This window comes from Stenotrophomonas sp. NPDC077461, assembly GCF_049545475.1.
Taxonomy (GTDB): Bacteria; Pseudomonadota; Gammaproteobacteria; order Xanthomonadales; family Xanthomonadaceae; genus Stenotrophomonas; species Stenotrophomonas nematodicola.
In genome coordinates this window covers 84,805-99,778 of sequence record NZ_JBMWDO010000010.1, presented here as the reverse complement: position 1 = coordinate 99,778, position 14,974 = coordinate 84,805, and the positions used below count along the sequence as shown (strand labels likewise).

Sequence of the window (14,974 nt, the reverse complement as noted above, 5' to 3'; positions counted from 1 at the left end):
GTTTTGTATACACTACGCGGCCAGCCAGCCGAAGTGGCGGAATCGGTAGACGCAGCGGACTCAAAATCCGCCGCCCTTAAAAGCGTGTGGGTTCGAGTCCCACCTTCGGCACCAATGGAACGATACGCTCCGCAATCATCGGAGATGAAACCCCGCTTTGGCGGGGTTTTTCGTTTACGCCAGTCGACCCATGCAGCGGTGGCTGGGTGCACCCGGCAGCGCTGGACCCTGCTCTGGCGCGCACTTCGGCCGGCCCTGCGCCGGCACGATCTCACGCCAGGCGATGGCCAGCGCGCAGTCGTTCGGCCAGCGCCAGCATGGCCGCCCACATCCATCCCTGTTGCAACCGCGTACGCCCGTCCGTTGGATGCAGGCGTATCCCAGAGCCACGCGCAAGGGTGCAGCCGGTGCCGCCGCCCATCGCGCCTGCGCTCACACCAGGCGCAGTACCGGCTGGGCGCCCTGCATTGCCTGTCGCTGCGTCTGCGCCACTGCCGCATCCACTCGGAATCCGGCCACGGTCTGCAGCAACTGGGATGCCTGCTCCTCCATGCTGCGCGCCGCCGCCGACGCTTCCTCGACCAGCGCCGCATTCTGCTGGGTGCCTTCGTCGATATGCTCTACGGCACGGTTGATCTGCTGGATGCCCTCGCTCTGCTGCTGGGCGGCGGCGCTGATGTCGCTCATCAACGCGCTGACGCGCTTCACGTTGACCACGATGTCCGTCATCGTCCGTCCGGCGCTTTCGACCTGCGCGGTTCCCGCGCCGACCTTCTCCACCGAGTCGCCGATCAGTTGCTTGATCTCCTTGGCGGCGTCGGCCGAGCGCTGCGACAGCGAGCGGATCTCCGAGGCGACAACCGCGAAGCCACGGCCATGCTCGCCGGCACGCGCCGCCTCCACCGCTGCGTTGAGCGCCAGGATATTGGTCTGGAATGCGATGCCGTCGATGACTCCGATGATGTCGACGATGCGCCGCGAGGAGTCGTTGATCAGCGCCATCGTCGCCACCACTTCGTGCACCACGTGTCCGCCCTGGTCGGCGACATCGACCGCGCCGCTGGCAAGCACGCTGGCCTGGCGGGCGTTGTCGGCGGTGCGCTGCACGGTCGCGGTGAGCCCCTTCATCGACACCGCGGTTTCCTCCAGCGACGCCGCCTGCTGCTCGGTGCGCACCGACAGGTCGCTGTTGCCTTCGGCGATCTCGCTGGCACCGACCGCGATGGTGTCGGCCGCGAACTTGATCTGCCCGATGATCGAGGCCATCGCCTCGACCAGCGCGTTGATGCCCTCGCAGAGCTCGGCGATCGGGCCGCGCTTGTCGGTGGTCGGAATGTGGCCGGTAAGGTCCCCTCCCTGGGCCGCTGCCACCACTTCACGGGTCTGCGCCACCGCCAGCTCCAGGGCAAGACTGGCTTGCACCTGCGCGGTCACATCGGTGGCGTACTTGACCACTTTGAACGGCCGACCGTTCATGTCGAAGATCGGGTTGTACGACGCCTGGATCCACACCTCACGCCCATCGCGCCCCAGTCGCTTGTATTGGCCGGCGTCGAACTCGCCCCGCCCCAGCTTTTCCCAGAAGCGCTGGTACTCGGCACTCTGGCGGTAGGCGGGCTCGGCGAACATCGAATGGTGCTGGCCACGCACCTCCTCCAGGCGATAGCCCATCACCGCCAGGAAGTTGTCGTTGGCGGCAAGGATGCGTCCATCCATGCCAAACTCGATCACCGCCTGGGATTTGCTGATCGCCGCCAGTTGGCCGGCGAAATCGGCCGCCTGGAACTTCTGCGCGGTGATGTCGGTGGCAAATTTCACCACTTTGTAGGGCCGGCCATCGTTGTCGAACACGGGGTTGTAGGACGCCTGGATCCATATCTCCCGGCCGCCCTTGCCGACCCGGCGATACTGGCCGGCGTCGAACTCGCCGCGCCCCAGCTTGGCCCAGAACGCGCGGTACTCCTCGCTCTGCGCCTGCACCGGGTCGACGAACATCGCGTGGTGCCGCCCCTGGATCTCCGCCAGGGTGTAGCCCAGCGTCTGCAGGAAGTTGTCGTTGGCTTCCAGGATGGTGCCGTCAAGGTCGAACTCGATCACGGCATGCACGCGGTGCAGGGCCGCGACCTGCGCTTCCAGCGCCGCCTGGTGGCGTGCGGCCGCCCCGGCCCCCGCCTCGCCGGGGCTGCGGCGGGCGCGGAACAGGCCGCGCAGGGCGCGCCAGGGTGAATCGACGGCAGTGACCGACAGCGGTGCACGCACCGGCGTATGCAAGCCTGAAGTAAACATCGTATGACCTCGTGTCCGATAAGCGATGGCGACGCCGAACGGGATGTCCGGCGCGGGTGATCAGCTGGTTTGGGACGCACGAACATCGTCAGTTGAAATGACGCGACTTCCAGAGGCAGTGCACGACCGGAGCACGGTCGGGTGGATCTATCGATCAGACAGGCCGCCAGGTCCCCCTGCCACGCAGGGGGCAACTCCGACCGATATAGCGGCCCCTGGCAGGCAACCTTTAGGGCGGCCGATCAATCGATATGCAGGGCCGGCAGCGGCTTGGGCGGGAAGACCGGCCGATCCAGCCAGAGCCATCGCCAGGGCGGTCACGTCCCTCGCGATCCGGGGGGGCTCATCCGGCTGTTCCTGTCCATTCGCGTGGCCGGCGAGTATCCCGGACCGCCGTGGCGGCGGCCAGCCTGCGGCACCGCTCAGCCCTCCCCTGCCTCGCTGGTATCGCCGCTGTCGAGCGGATCGAACGGGCCCTCGCCCGGCGCCTCCACCTGCACGTTGTCGCGGCCGGCGGCCTTGGCCCGATAGCATTGCGCATCGGCGGCGGCCACAGCGTCATCCACGCTCATGGCGCCGCCCAGGGCGGCAATGCCGATGCTGGCCCCCACTGCCAGCCGCTGCTGGTCCCACGGAATGGACAGCGCGCGCAGCGCGTCGAGCAGATCGCTGGCGATGCGCCGCGCACGCTTGAGCGAACAGCCGGCCAGGATCACCGCGAACTCGTCGCCGCCGAGTCGGGCGACGATATCTGAATCGCGCACCCCATGCCGCAGCAGACTGGCCACCGCCCACAGCACGGCATCGCCGGCGAGGTGACCGTGCGTATCGTTGACGGGCTTGAAGTGGTCCAGATCGATGTACATCAGCGACGCCTGCTGCCCGGTGCGGGCCACGCGGGTGATCGCCTGCTGCAGGTGCGCTTCGAACCCGCGGCGGTTGCTCAGTTCGGTCAACGGATCGACCTCGGCCAGATGGCGCGCTTCGCGCTGGCGCGCGCGCTGCTGGGTGACATCGCGGATCACCCACACCGCACCACTGATGACGCCGTCCTCGCCACGCAGCCAGGCGCGCGTGAGGTCCACCGGCACCCGCTGGGCGCCCACCGCCAACAGCAGGTCCGAATGCAGATCCACCGCATTGCTGTCCGGATCCAGAAGCACGGACAGGTCCAGCGGCGAACGGGGCGCGTACTCGGTGGTCAGTTCCATCAGCTCGGCCAGCCGGCTGCCGGTGAGGCCGTCGGCGCCTGCCCCGGCCAACGCCCGGCTCGCGGCTGCGTTGGCGTACTGGACCGTGCCGTGCAGATCCAGGGTCACTACCATGTCGGCCACCGCATCCAGCGTAATCCGCGTGCGCTGTTCGGACTCGCGCAGCTGCTGCCCGCTCTGGCGCTGCGCGGTGACGTCCTGGATCTGCGACACGAAATGCAGCGGCTCGCCGTTGCCGGCGCGCACCAGCGACACCGACAGCCGCCCCCAGACAATATTGCCGGCCTTGCCCAGGTAGCGCTTGTCCATGTGGTAATGATCACGGCGGCCGGCGAGCAGGTCGCCGACCAGGGTCAGATCGGCGTGCAGGTCTTCGGGATGGGTCAAGGTCTGGAAGTCGATCTGCAGCAGTTCCGCACGGGTGTAGCCAAGGATGCCGCAGAGGGCATCGTTGACATCCAGCCAGCGCCCTTCCAGCGACACCAGCGCCATGCCAAGCGCGGCCGAGGAAAACGCGCCGGCGAACTTCTCCGCCGCCACATACGCCTGCTCGCGGATCGCCAGCAGCGGGGTGATGTCCACCGCCATGCCGACGTAGCCGATCCGCGAGCCGCTGGCGCAATCCAGCGGGCTGATCGACAGGCGCACCTGGCGGCGCTCGCCATCTTTGCGCACGAAGGTCCACTGGTGCGACCAGGTGCCCTGCGCGGCGCGAGCGGTCAGCGCCTGGAAGATGCTGGGCAGCGGCACACCGTCACCGACATCCTGCTGCAGGTACGCGCGCATTTCCTCGGCATCATGGAAAAGGCCGGGGTTGACCCGCCCGATCACTTCGTCCGCACTGTAGCCGAGCAGCTTCTGCGCGCCGGTGTTGAACAGGTTGACCACGCCATCGATGTCGGTGGCGATCACCGCCACTTCGTCGGACGCATCCACCACCGCCTGCAGGCGCTGGCGCATGTTGGCCGCATCCTGGCGGGCTGTCTGCAGGTCGGTGACATCGGCATGCGCACCGGCCATCCACACCGGCCGGCCCTGCGCATCCCATTCGTAGATGCGTCCGCGATCCTGTACCCAGATCCAGTGTCCGTCTTTGTGGCGCATCCGGCACAGGCTGTCGAACCGCAGCGAGCGTCCTTCCAGGTGCTCTTTCAGCAGTGCGTTGGAGCTCTCAAGATCGTCTGGATGCACCAGCCGGAAGAATGTCTCCGGGGTGATCGGAGCCAGTTCCTCGCGCGTGTAGCCGACAATGCCGGCCCAGCGCTCGTTGACCCGCATCTGGCCGGTCTGGATGTTCCACTCCCAGGTGCCGACGGCGATGCCATCGATGATTTTCTCCATGCGGCGAAGCTGGTCGGACAGATCGTCCGTCGGGGCGGGAACGCTGCCCGGCTCGCGGCTCATGACGGCCTCCGGCTGCCCGTCGCCGATGCGGCAGGCGCGTGCGCGGCCCGGGCGCATGCCCGGCCGAACGCCCTGTTCCTGGTGTCCGCCATGTCCCCTCCCCGCGACCGCGCGCCACGCCGTGCGGCCATTCAACGGGAAGTGTGCTTAAACCGGAGTCAAACCAGAAGTGCCCCGGCCCACCGCCCCCCCCGCGGCATGGCGGTGCAACGGCCCGCCACAGCCCCGGCGGCGGCGGGCAGCCCACGAAAACAGGCCCGTTCGCCGCCGGTACCCATGTCCCGTTGCGGCGAACGGCAGCGGTCGCACCGCGACCGCCGCCGGCTCCCAGGCCCTCAGCCGCCGCGTTTTGCGCGGGCGAAGGCGTCGGCCAGGGCATTGTTGGCCGGCGGGGCGCCACTGCCCGGGCGCGGACCAGACGGGCCACCCCGGCCGCCGGGACGCGGGCCCCCGCCGTCGCGGCGGCCACCGCCGGCCGGACGCGCGTCGCGCTCGCCCGGGGCCTTGGCCGGTGCCGGGGTGTCGTCCAGGCGACGGGTCAGCGCGATCCGCTTGCGGGCCACGTCGACCTCCAGCACCTTCACCTTGACGATGTCGCCGGCCTTGACCACGTCGCGCGGGTCCTTGACGTAGGTGTCCGACAGCGCCGAGATGTGGATGAGGCCGTCCTGATGCACACCGATGTCCACGAACGCGCCGAACGCGGCCACGTTGCTGACCACGCCTTCGAGGATCATGCCGACCTTGAGGTCCTTCAGCTCTTCCACCCCGTCGGCGAAGCGCGCCGCCTTGAACTCGGGGCGCGGGTCGCGGCCGGGCTTCTCCAGCTCCTTGAGGATGTCGCGCACCGTCGGCACACCGAAGGTGGCATCGGTGAACTGCTCGGCCTTCAGACTGCGCAGGAAGCTGCCGTCGCCGATCAGCGCCTTGATCGGGCGCGCGGTGGCCGCCACGATGCGCTCGACCACCGGATAGGCTTCCGGGTGCACCGACGAGGCATCCAGCGGCTGGTCGCCGTCGGCGATGCGCAGGAAGCCGGCGCACTGTTCAAAGGTCTTGTCGCCCAGGCGCGGCACCTTGAGCAGGTCCTTGCGGCGCTTGAACGGACCGTTGTCGTCACGGTGGCGCACGATGTTCTCGGCCACGGTGGAGGACAAGCCGGATACCCGCGAGAGCAGTGCGGCCGAGGCCGTATTGACCTCTACGCCAACCGCGTTGACGCAGTCTTCCACCCGCGCATCCAGCGCGCGCGCGAGGCGGTACTGGTCCACGTCGTGCTGGTACTGACCCACGCCGATCGCCTTGGGCTCGATCTTCACCAGCTCGGCCAGCGGGTCCTGCAGACGCCGCGCGATCGACACCGCACCGCGGATCGACACGTCCAGATCGGGGAACTCCCTGGCCGCCATTTCCGAGGCCGAGTACACCGATGCGCCGGCCTCGCTGACCACGATCTTCTGCAGCCGGGTGTCGCCCAGCGCCTTGATGACCTCGCCGGCCAGCTTGTCGGTCTCGCGGCTGGCGGTGCCGTTGCCGATCGCGATCAGCTCCACGTTGTGCGTGATGCACAGCTGCCGGATCGTGTGCAGCGACTGGTCCCACTGGCGACGCGGCTCGTGCGGGTAGATGGTGTCGGTGGCGACCAGCTTGCCGGTGGCATCGACCACGGCGATCTTGCACCCGGTACGGATGCCCGGGTCCAGGCCAAGCACGGTCTTCGGGCCCGCCGGGGCGGCCAGCAGCAGATCCTTGAGGTTGTCGCCGAACACCGCGATGGCGTCGGCTTCGGCCTTTTCGCGCGCCTGGTTGAACAGGTCCAGCAGCAGGTGCATGTGCAGCTTGGCGCGCCAGGTCAGCCGGCAGGCGTCAAGCAGCCAGCGGTCACCCGGGCGCCCGGCATCGCGGATGCCGGCGTTGTGCGCCACACGCCCCTCGGCGTACTGGTGGCCGGCCTCGGCATCGCTGCCCGGGTCCAGCTCCAAGAACAGAATTTCCTCGCGGCGCGCGCGGAACAGCGCCAGCAGGCGGTGCGACGGAATCTTCGCCAGCGGCTCGGCGTGCTCGAAATAATCCCGGTACTTGGCACCCTGCTCTTCCTTGCCCTCGGCAACACGGGCGCGGATGACGCCGTGCTCGCCGAGCCAGTTGCGCAGCTCGCCGACCAGCGCCGCGTCCTCGCCCCAGCGCTCCATCAGGATCGCCCGGGCGCCTTCGAGGGCGGCCTTGACGTCGGCCACGCCCTTGTCGCCATCGACGAAAGTGGCGCCGAACACCTGCGGGTCCAGACCAGGATCGGCCAGCAGGCCATCGGCCAAGGGTTCCAGCCCGGCCTCGCGCGCGATCTGGGCGCGGGTGCGGCGTTTGGGCTTGTAGGGTAGATACAGGTCTTCCAGGCGCGACTTGGTGTCCGCGGCCAGGATGTCCAGACGCAATTCGTCGCTGAGCTTGCCCTGTTCGTCGATGCTGGACAGCACCGCGGCGCGGCGGTCTTCCAGTTCACGCAGGTAGGTCAGGCGCGTCTCCAGGTTGCGCAGCTGGGTGTCGTCCAGGCCGCCGGTGACTTCCTTGCGGTAGCGGGCGATGAACGGAACGCTGGCGCCTTCGTCCAACAGGGCGATGGCGGCACGCGCCTGGGCAGCCTGGGCGCCGATTTCGTCGGCGATGGTCTGGGCGATCTGCTGGGCGAGCTTGATGTCAGGCATTGCTTCCGGCCGGAGCCACGTTACGGAAAACCCGATTGTGGCAACGCAGGGCGGCGGGGGAAACCCGTTGACAGCCGCCCTCCAACCTGTCGCCGATGGTCGGCGCTCAGCGGTAGTGCTGCGCCGCGCGGACCTTCACCGATTCATCCAGCAGGGATTCCAGGGCCATGACGCGCACCCGGCCCACGCCCTGCAGTTCCATGAACCGCTCGGTGTAGATCTCCGGCCCTTGGGCCGTCTCGGCGCGGGATTTGCTGAAGCCGTGGGGCACCAGGCCCTTGTCGCCATCCTTGCTACCACCGACATAAAGAACAATTGCCATGTGATGTACTCCTCCAAAAAGCATCGTGCATGTCCAACAGCGTGCAGCTTACCGCGCCCAACCTGACTGATGCGTCATTGAGGTTAATAACGTTTTTTTGCATGCAGATGACGTCGCGTTACCGACGTTTTGCTTACACGAAATTAACGCATCGCTAACACGTGGCCATTACGGCCACCAGCCGCGCCCGGTCATCGCATACACATCGGCCGCGCGCTCGAAGGGATTGCGCGCACTGACGCCGCCGCACAGCAGGTACACCGGCAGGTACAACGGGCCCAGCACCATGTACTGATAGACATGTGCGCGCTCATGGTCGTGCAGACCGATGACCGGCTCGGTGCAGTGGCCCGCCTGATGCGCGTACGTGCGGCACGGCACGTCCAGTACCGGGCCGGTGTGCAGAATCACGTTGCCCAGGGTGATCGCGCCGCCCGGCCCCCACGGCCAGTCACGGAACACGACCGCGCGGTCGCGTGCATTCCACGACGGACGCGCGCCCGCCACCATCCCCAGCAGGCCACCGAGCAGACCGATCAGGGTGTTGGGCGCGGTCCAAAGCGCGCCCAGCCCCTGCAGGACGCGCAGCGCCAATGGCGGCAGGATCAATCGGCCTCGTTGGGAATCAGCAGCCAGAGGATGAGGTACACCAGGATGCCGGGAAAGGCAGCCGACGCCAGGGAGACCACCACGAACACGATCCGCAGCAGCGTCGGGTTCCAGCCGAAGCGGTGCGCGATGCCGCCCATCACGCCGGCGATCATGCGGTCGTTGAGCGAGCGCGAGAGCGTGCGGGGTGTGGCGTTCATGGCAGGGTCCTCCAACGGTATGAGGGAAATGCTAGCGCGGACCGGTGTGTATGCGGCGCATGCGGCGCCAGGCGCTCAGCGTCCGCGCAAGGCCTTCAGGCGCGCACCGAACCACGCCGCCGCGGTCTGTTCGGGCTGGCCCGGGCAGGCGATCCGGTAGGGCTTGCCGCTCATGCTGCTCTGGCTGGCGGCCCGTTCGATGAACTGTTCGGCGGTATCCACCTTGTCCTTCCTGAGCAGGTAGTCGTACTTGCGCTGCAGGTGCGCGCGCGCTTCTGCGGCGTCGTGCCAGCTGCCGTTGCGCTGGAAGCGGCAGGACGAGCCGTCCAGTGCGCCGATCAGCGCGGCGATCTCGCGGCGCGCGGTGTCGCTGGGCGCGGCCGAGGCGCCACCGGCGGCCGCCAGCAGCGCCACGAGCAGCGTCGTCATCACGCGGAGGTGGGTCATGTTCGTTCCTTCAGCCACTGTGAGAGGGTCGCAGGCACTTCGCGCTGGGCGCGGCCGGAGACATAGATGCCGATGTGGCCGCCACGGAAGCTGCTTTCGGTGTAATCACTGCTGCCAATCCGGCCGCGCATCGCGCGCGAGGCATCCGGCGGGACAAGATGGTCCTGTTCGGCGTAGATGTTGAGCACCGGCAGCGTCACCTGGCGCAGGTCGACATGTTCCTCGCCGATCCGCACGCCGTCGTGCATCAGGCCGTTGCCCTGGTAGAACTGCTTGATGAAGTCGCGAAAGGCTTCGCCGGCGAGATCGGGCGAATCGAAGATCCACTTTTCCATGCGCAGGAAGTCCTCCAGCGCGGCCTTGTCGTCCAGGATGTCGAGCAGACCGACGTACTTCTGCACGTTGAGCCGGAACGGTTTGAGCATCAGGTAACTGGCATTCATCAGGTCGGCCGGGATGTTGCCCAGCGTGTCCACCAGCAGGTCCACGTCTACATGCCGTGCCCAGTGCGAAAGCATGTTGTCGGCGGTGTGGAAATCCACCGGCGTGACCATCGTGACCAGGTTGGCCAGCTTGTGCTGGCGCAGGGCCGCGTAGCACAGCGCGAACACCCCGCCCTGGCAGATGCCGAGCATGTCGATCGGGCCGCCGGACTGCGCGCGCAGGTAGTCCACCGCGCCGTCGATGAACCGCAGCAGGTAATCCTCCAGCGTCTGGTAGCGCTCGGAGCGGTCCGGGTAGCCCCAGTCCAGCACGTACACGTCGTGTCCGAGTGCCAGCAGCTTCTGCACCAGCGAACGGTCGGCCTGCAGATCAACCATGTACGGCCGGTTGACCAGCGCATACACGATCAGCAGCGGGGTCGAGTGCACCGGCGCTTCGGTGCCGATGAACCGATACAGCGCTACCTTGCCGTCCCGCCAGACCTCTTCGCGCGCGGTGACGCCGTAGTCCACGTCCTCCACCGACGGCAGCAGCGTCAGCCCGTCCATCAGCTTGCGCTGCATGGCCAGGGCTTCCTGCAGCAGGTCCTCTGCGTTGAATCCCAACGGGCCCTTCATCGGCTGCGCGTCCGCCGCGCGGGTGTGGCCGGAGCCGGCTTGGCAGGTTTAGCCGGCTTGGGGGTTCTGGTCGCCTTGGGGGCCTTGGGGGCCTTGGGGGCCTCGGCAGGGGTGGCGCGTGCTGTTGACCTGGCCGGCGCGGCCTTCGCCGGCGCCGCCTGCATCATCCGCCGCACCAGCCGCTCCAGTTCCGCGATGCGACGGTGTGCGGCATCCATCTCCGTGCGCGTGGGCAGACCCAGACTTTCGGTCACGCGCTCGATTTCATGCTGCGTGGCCGCGCGCAGGCGCATCTGCGCATTGCCCAGCGCCGCATACACCTGCTGGAACGGCTCGGACAGGGCGACCTTCGCATAGGCCTCTTCGGCCGCCTCGATCCACAGGTCGAACATCGCCCGGGCACTGGTGAGCTGATTGCCCGGCTGCTCGTGCTCGGCAAGGCGCTGCTCGAACAGGGCGAATGCATCGTCCAGCGCCTGTTTGATCTGGTCCACATAGGCGCTGGAGTGCGTCTGGAACTCCTGCTGCGCGCGCAGCAGGGCCTGCCAGCGTGCCTGGTGTTCGCGGCCAGGGCCGAACGCCGGGCTCTGCATCCACGGCCCGAGATCGCGCTGCAGCGATTCCAGCAGTTTGAGCAGGTCCGGACCGTCGGCACGGGTGTGGCCTCGCGCGGCCTGGAGCATCCACTGCAGCAGACCGTCGCCCTGCCCTTCCACCGCCGCACGCCAGGCCTGTGCCACGTCGGCGCTGCTGGCGTCGCGGCCGGCAAACTGCGCGGCCACCTGCTGCATGGTCCCGTACCAGCCGCCGGCCTGCTCGCGGAAGCGGCGCACGGCGTCGTCGGCCGGACCGCTGCCCGCGTCGGGCATCAACTGCGACCACGCCTCGATCGCCTGCTGCCAACCACCCGCGCGACCGGGATCGTGGCTGTCGCCAGGCACCCCGGCGGCATGGCGCAGGGCATCACCCCAGGCACCGAAATACTGGCGGGCGAGCGCTTCGATATCGCCCGCGCCACCACCACGGCCGGCGGTGCTCATCGGCGGGCTCCAGCCAGCAGGCGGTTCGACAGGGGCACGGTCGGGCTCACGGCTTGGGAATGCGCAGGGTCTTGCTGATCATCAGCGACCCGGACAGGGCGAACAGCAGCACCATCGGGTGCAGCTGCCACGGCCCCAACTGCCACTGACCCAGCCACAGGTCCGGTCCGATCGCCCCCATGCTGGCTGCGATCGCCAGTACCACCACCAGCGCCAGGCTGGTGGGAATCGGCGTGCCTTCGAAATACGGCACCTTGTCGCCCTCGCCGGCCAGCGATTCGGCGGTCACGTTATAGCGCGCCAGGCGGCTCACCCCGCAGCAGACGAAGTAGCTCAGCACCAGCCAGTCCCAACCGCCCTGCATGCCGCAGGCGTAGGCCAGCGCGGCCGGGGCGACACCGAAGGAGATGATGTCCGACAGCGAATCCAGCTCGCGGCCCAGCGTGGAACTGGACTTGCGCCAGCGCGCGATGCGTCCGTCCAGCGCATCGAAAATGAAGGCCAGCGGGATCAGGGCCATTCCGAACAGCAGATAGCGGTGCTCGCCGTCCTGCAGAAAACGCATCGCGGCAAACACCGCGCCGGTGCCGCAGAACGCATTGGCCAAGGTGAACCAGTCGGCCAGCTGGAATTCGCGCAGCATCGAGAAGTGACGTTTCATGGGGTATCGGTTGACGGCAGTGGCAAGAGAGTACCGCGAGCAGCCCGAACGGGGACAGAGCATCCGGGCCGGACCGGGCCTTCCCGCGCTGTTCACCGGCCCACGACGTGCGGTGAATTTTTGGCCACCCATCTTGACAGCCAACGTGGGCGGGGGCTGACGGCGCTTATCCACAAACTTGCGCACCAGTCATCCACACCCCCTGTGGACAAGTCGTTGTCAGCACGCCGCCCCGCGCGCGCGCTTGAGTTGGCATGCGCCCACCGCCGCCGACGCGCTATGCTGCCGGGTGGACTCGCCGCCGCCATGTCCTGCCCGCCCGCCGCGACAGGAGTCACGCGCTTGCTTTCCCCCGAACACCTGGCCGCGCAGCTGCGGCACCCGCATGGCGAGCACGCCCTGGCGATCGCCGAGTCAATGAACCGCATCAACGGCGCGCTCAACCGGGCCGCGATCGCGCTGCTGGCGGTCGGCCCTGCCGAGCGGGTGCTGGAGATAGGCCCCGGCAACGCCGCCTTCGCCGGCGACCTGCTGCATGCCGCGGGCAGCCGCTACCTGGGCATCGAGGTGTCCAGCGACATGGTGGAGGCCGCGCAGGCCAGGCTGCACGCCACCGGGCTGGAGGACCGCGCCGAGATACGCCTGGGCGATGCCCATGCCCTGGCGCTGCCCGAGGCGTGCATGGACGCGGCATTGGCGGTCAATACGCTGTACTTCTGGGAGGACCTGCGTACGCCGTTGGAGGAACTGGCGCGGGTACTGCGCCCCGGCGCACGGCTGTGCCTGGCCTTCGGCGACGCGGCGTTCATGCGCACCCTGCCCTTCGCCGCCCACGGCTTTCACCTGCACGCGCTGGCCGAGGTGGAGCTGGCCCTGCGCAGCGCCGGCCTGCGGGTCTGCGGGTGGCGCAGCCATCGAGAGACCGGCACCGGCAACGATGGCCGCCAGATCGACAAGCACTTCCATCTGCTGCTAGCACGACGCTAGCGCCGGCCGGCAGTGGTATCGCGTCCTGCCCTTACAGGCGGGTGTACGACCAGGACAGCATCGCGCCGTCCCGATAGGGCATCACGCCGTGGAAGGGGCGCGGGTCCTGGTCGAACACCAGCGGCAGGAACCGGCGATCACCTTCCCACAGCGGCAGATCTTCGATCTTGTCCACATCCACCCACTCCAGCGTGCCTTCCGGATTGGCGGTCAGGGGAGTGCCGGTGTAGTCCTCGATCACGAACACGAAGCCGAACCAGTCCTCACCCTGCTTGCCGAAACCGGGCCAGCTGATGGTGCCGCGCATGCGCATGGTGCCGCACTCGATGCCGGCTTCCTCGCGGATTTCGCGGCGCATGCCGGCGGCGACATCCTCGTCGCGTTCGACCTTGCCACCCAGGCCGTTGTACTTGCCCAGATGCTGATCGCCGGGACGGGCGTTGCGGTGGATCATCAGCGCTTGCTTGCCGTCCGCTGACAGCACGTAGCCCAGGGTGGCCACGATCGGGGTATAGGGCATCTCACACACGCTCGGGTTGCAGACCCCGATTATGCGGGATCGACCGCAACCGCGTCGCTTATGGCACCGCGCTGGCGCGTCGGGCGTCGCGCGCCGGGGCCGCGGCATCGCCGTCACGGCGCAGCGTGGCCACGCCATGCCCGCGCTCGGCCAGGTATTCCAGCCACTTGCCCAGGAAGGTGTTCATCCGCATGCGGTGGCTGATCAGCTCGGCCGGCGGCGGGTACATGCCCATGACATCCTGCCAGCGGCGGCCGACATAGCAATGGGTGGTCTCGGCCTGGCGGGCGTCACGGTACAGGCGCACATAGGCCGACGGGTCCGGCTGGCCGGTGACGGGGTCGGCGAAGTCGTAGGTGAGCCGCAGTTCGACGGTGTAGCGGTGGCATTCGATGACATCCAGGCGCACGTCCAGCCCGTCGCCGATCGAGGACACATAGCTGCCGGGTGCCAGCTCCGCCGGTGCGAACAGGCGCACCAGATGCTGGTAGTTCTCTGCGTACAGGCCCATCAGCCAGCTCAGGCGGCTGAGCCGGGGGATGCGTTCCAGTCGGGGTGATGCCTGGGCCATGTCTCGATCCTACACGTTGATCCTCCAACGTGGGGGCGGCAGCGGCCCGGCCAAAGGGCCGGCCGGGCACCAGGCGTCAGTACATCTCCCGCTGCAGCCCCAGCGTGGCCAGCACCTTGCTTGAGATTTCCTCGATGGAGGTGTGGGTGGTGCTCAGGGTCGGGATGCGCTCCATGCGAAACATGGTCTCCGCAGCCGCCACTTCGCGGCGGCAGGTCTCCAGGTTGGCGTAGCGCGAATTCGGGCGGCGCTCCTGGCGGATCTGCTGCAGACGGTCCGGGTCGATCGTCAGGCCGAACAGCTTCTTGCGGTAGGGGCGCAGCCGCGGCGGCAGCCGGTCCTGTTCCAGGTCCTCGTCGGTCAGCGGGTAGTTCGCCGCGCGCACCCCGTAGTGCAGCGCCAGGTAGATGCAGGTGGGGGTCTTGCCGGCCCGCGACACGGCCACCAGGATCACGTCGGCATCGTCGTAATTGATGGCAATGCCATCGTCGTGGGTCAACGCGAAGTTCATCGCGTTGATCCGCCGGTGATAGGTCTCGAAGTCCACCATGCCGTGGGCCTGGCCGACCCGGGAATGGCGGCTGACGGCCAGCTCGCGCTCCAGCGGCTCGATGAAGGGGGCGAACACGTCCAGCATCAACCCGCCGCTTTCCGCCAGGATCACGCTCAGCCCGCTGTCCACGCAGGAGCTGACCACGATCGGCCGGACCTGGTAGCGCTCGCCCGCCGCGCGGATCCGTTCACAGGCCTCCCGGGCCTTTTCGGGGTCATCGACAAAGGACATGCGGTCGGTAATGAAGCTGAACCCGGAGAACTGGGTCAGCAGGCTATGTCCAATGGTTTCAGCGGTGATACCGGTTCCATCGGACACGTAGAACACCGGACGGATCGTCGACATGCGCCTTTTACCCCCTCTGAAGCCTAAAAAGACCGTCGATACAAGCTTGTGCCGA

The 14,974-nt window shown here is 67.9% G+C and carries 14 protein-coding genes and 1 tRNA gene; 2 read left to right on the top strand and 13 right to left on the bottom strand.

From position 1 onward, the window contains the following. Window positions 1–27 precede the first annotated feature (27 nt). Window positions 28–114, top strand: a tRNA-Leu gene (locus ACPEH8_RS16425). A gap of 318 nt (window positions 115–432) precedes the next feature. Here ACPEH8_RS16425 and ACPEH8_RS16420 read toward each other — a convergent pair. The 10 genes from ACPEH8_RS16420 to ACPEH8_RS16375 all read right to left on the bottom strand — a co-directional run bounded on the left by ACPEH8_RS16420 (window position 433) and on the right by ACPEH8_RS16375 (window position 11,943). Beyond that, window positions 433–2,286: a methyl-accepting chemotaxis protein gene (locus ACPEH8_RS16420; RefSeq protein ID WP_423667517.1), complete on the bottom strand. Its 1,854-nt coding sequence runs from the start codon at window positions 2,284–2,286 to the stop codon at window positions 433–435. Between the two features lie 422 nt (window positions 2,287–2,708). Next, window positions 2,709–4,901 carry a PAS domain-containing protein gene (locus ACPEH8_RS16415; protein ID WP_153165268.1) on the bottom strand — a complete coding sequence of 731 codons (2,193 nt, stop codon included), beginning with the start codon at window positions 4,899–4,901 and terminating at the stop codon, window positions 2,709–2,711. Between the two features lie 335 nt (window positions 4,902–5,236). Next, complete coding sequence (locus ACPEH8_RS16410; protein WP_423667514.1) at window positions 5,237–7,603, bottom strand: Tex family protein; 2,367 nt, start codon at window positions 7,601–7,603, stop codon at window positions 5,237–5,239. A 106-nt stretch (window positions 7,604–7,709) separates the two neighbouring features. After that, complete coding sequence (locus tag ACPEH8_RS16405) at window positions 7,710–7,925, bottom strand: hypothetical protein (protein ID WP_017356979.1); 216 nt, start codon at window positions 7,923–7,925, stop codon at window positions 7,710–7,712. A 168-nt stretch (window positions 7,926–8,093) separates the two neighbouring features. Continuing rightward, complete coding sequence (locus ACPEH8_RS16400; protein WP_017356978.1) at window positions 8,094–8,534, bottom strand: hypothetical protein; 441 nt, start codon at window positions 8,532–8,534, stop codon at window positions 8,094–8,096. Continuing rightward, a complete protein-coding gene (locus ACPEH8_RS16395; protein WP_017356977.1) occupies window positions 8,531–8,734 on the bottom strand; it encodes a PspC domain-containing protein in 204 nt (67 codons plus the stop codon). Before ACPEH8_RS16395 ends, ACPEH8_RS16400 begins: the two co-directional genes overlap by 4 nt. Before the next feature lie 75 nt (window positions 8,735–8,809). Next, entirely contained in the window at window positions 8,810–9,181 is a 372-nt protein-coding gene (locus tag ACPEH8_RS16390; RefSeq protein WP_026070911.1) for a DUF5329 domain-containing protein, read from the bottom strand. Next, window positions 9,178–10,242, bottom strand: a complete 1,065-nt coding sequence (phaC, locus tag ACPEH8_RS16385) for a class III poly(R)-hydroxyalkanoic acid synthase subunit PhaC (RefSeq protein WP_423667511.1) — start codon at window positions 10,240–10,242, stop codon at window positions 9,178–9,180. The genes ACPEH8_RS16390 and phaC overlap by 4 nt, the downstream gene beginning before the upstream one ends. Continuing rightward, the gene (gene phaE / locus ACPEH8_RS16380; protein WP_423667508.1) at window positions 10,239–11,282 is read right to left on the bottom strand and encodes a class III poly(R)-hydroxyalkanoic acid synthase subunit PhaE; all 1,044 of its coding nucleotides are present in this window, start codon (window positions 11,280–11,282) and stop codon (window positions 10,239–10,241) included. Before phaE ends, phaC begins: the two co-directional genes overlap by 4 nt. A gap of 46 nt (window positions 11,283–11,328) precedes the next feature. Next, entirely contained in the window at window positions 11,329–11,943 is a 615-nt protein-coding gene (locus ACPEH8_RS16375) for a CDP-alcohol phosphatidyltransferase family protein (protein WP_136005366.1), read from the bottom strand. A 306-nt stretch (window positions 11,944–12,249) separates the two neighbouring features. On the opposite strand from ACPEH8_RS16375, the gene ACPEH8_RS16370 reads away from it, so the two are divergent. Beyond that, on the top strand, window positions 12,250–12,930 hold the full coding sequence (locus ACPEH8_RS16370) for a class I SAM-dependent methyltransferase (RefSeq protein ID WP_423667505.1): 681 nt from the start codon (window positions 12,250–12,252) through the stop codon (window positions 12,928–12,930). A 31-nt stretch (window positions 12,931–12,961) separates the two neighbouring features. Here the strand turns inward: ACPEH8_RS16370 and ACPEH8_RS16365 are convergent, their stop codons facing one another. From ACPEH8_RS16365 to ppsR, 3 genes are all read right to left on the bottom strand, one after another. Next, window positions 12,962–13,450 carry an NUDIX hydrolase gene (locus ACPEH8_RS16365; protein WP_017356902.1) on the bottom strand — a complete coding sequence of 163 codons (489 nt, stop codon included), beginning with the start codon at window positions 13,448–13,450 and terminating at the stop codon, window positions 12,962–12,964. Between the two features lie 58 nt (window positions 13,451–13,508). Then, window positions 13,509–14,021 (bottom strand): DUF1249 domain-containing protein, encoded by a 513-nt coding sequence (locus ACPEH8_RS16360; RefSeq protein WP_136005372.1) that lies wholly within the window; start codon window positions 14,019–14,021, stop codon window positions 13,509–13,511. A 76-nt stretch (window positions 14,022–14,097) separates the two neighbouring features. Further along, window positions 14,098–14,919 (bottom strand): posphoenolpyruvate synthetase regulatory kinase/phosphorylase PpsR, encoded by an 822-nt coding sequence (gene ppsR, locus ACPEH8_RS16355; protein ID WP_017356904.1) that lies wholly within the window; start codon window positions 14,917–14,919, stop codon window positions 14,098–14,100. Between the last annotated feature and the right edge of the window lie 55 nt (window positions 14,920–14,974).

What these genes read in the sequence shown, in the direction of transcription:
- ACPEH8_RS16420 (WP_423667517.1), bottom strand. Translation starts at nt 2,286, where the DNA reads ATGTTTACTTCAGGCTTGCATACGCCGGTGCGTGCACCGCTGTCGGTC.
- ACPEH8_RS16415 (WP_153165268.1), bottom strand. Translation starts at nt 4,901, where the DNA reads ATGAGCCGCGAGCCGGGCAGCGTTCCCGCCCCGACGGACGATCTGTCC.
- ACPEH8_RS16410 (WP_423667514.1), bottom strand. Translation starts at nt 7,603, where the DNA reads ATGCCTGACATCAAGCTCGCCCAGCAGATCGCCCAGACCATCGCCGAC.
- ACPEH8_RS16405 (WP_017356979.1), bottom strand. Translation starts at nt 7,925, where the DNA reads ATGGCAATTGTTCTTTATGTCGGTGGTAGCAAGGATGGCGACAAGGGC.
- ACPEH8_RS16395 (WP_017356977.1), bottom strand. Translation starts at nt 8,734, where the DNA reads ATGAACGCCACACCCCGCACGCTCTCGCGCTCGCTCAACGACCGCATG.
- ACPEH8_RS16390 (WP_026070911.1), bottom strand. Translation starts at nt 9,181, where the DNA reads ATGACCCACCTCCGCGTGATGACGACGCTGCTCGTGGCGCTGCTGGCG.
- phaC (WP_423667511.1), bottom strand. Translation starts at nt 10,242, where the DNA reads ATGAAGGGCCCGTTGGGATTCAACGCAGAGGACCTGCTGCAGGAAGCC.
- phaE (WP_423667508.1), bottom strand. Translation starts at nt 11,282, where the DNA reads ATGAGCACCGCCGGCCGTGGTGGTGGCGCGGGCGATATCGAAGCGCTC.
- ACPEH8_RS16375 (WP_136005366.1), bottom strand. Translation starts at nt 11,943, where the DNA reads ATGAAACGTCACTTCTCGATGCTGCGCGAATTCCAGCTGGCCGACTGG.
- ACPEH8_RS16370 (WP_423667505.1), top strand. Translation starts at nt 12,250, where the DNA reads ATGTCCTGCCCGCCCGCCGCGACAGGAGTCACGCGCTTGCTTTCCCCC.
- ACPEH8_RS16365 (WP_017356902.1), bottom strand. Translation starts at nt 13,450, where the DNA reads ATGCCCTATACCCCGATCGTGGCCACCCTGGGCTACGTGCTGTCAGCG.
- ACPEH8_RS16360 (WP_136005372.1), bottom strand. Translation starts at nt 14,021, where the DNA reads ATGGCCCAGGCATCACCCCGACTGGAACGCATCCCCCGGCTCAGCCGC.
- ppsR (WP_017356904.1), bottom strand. Translation starts at nt 14,919, where the DNA reads ATGTCGACGATCCGTCCGGTGTTCTACGTGTCCGATGGAACCGGTATC.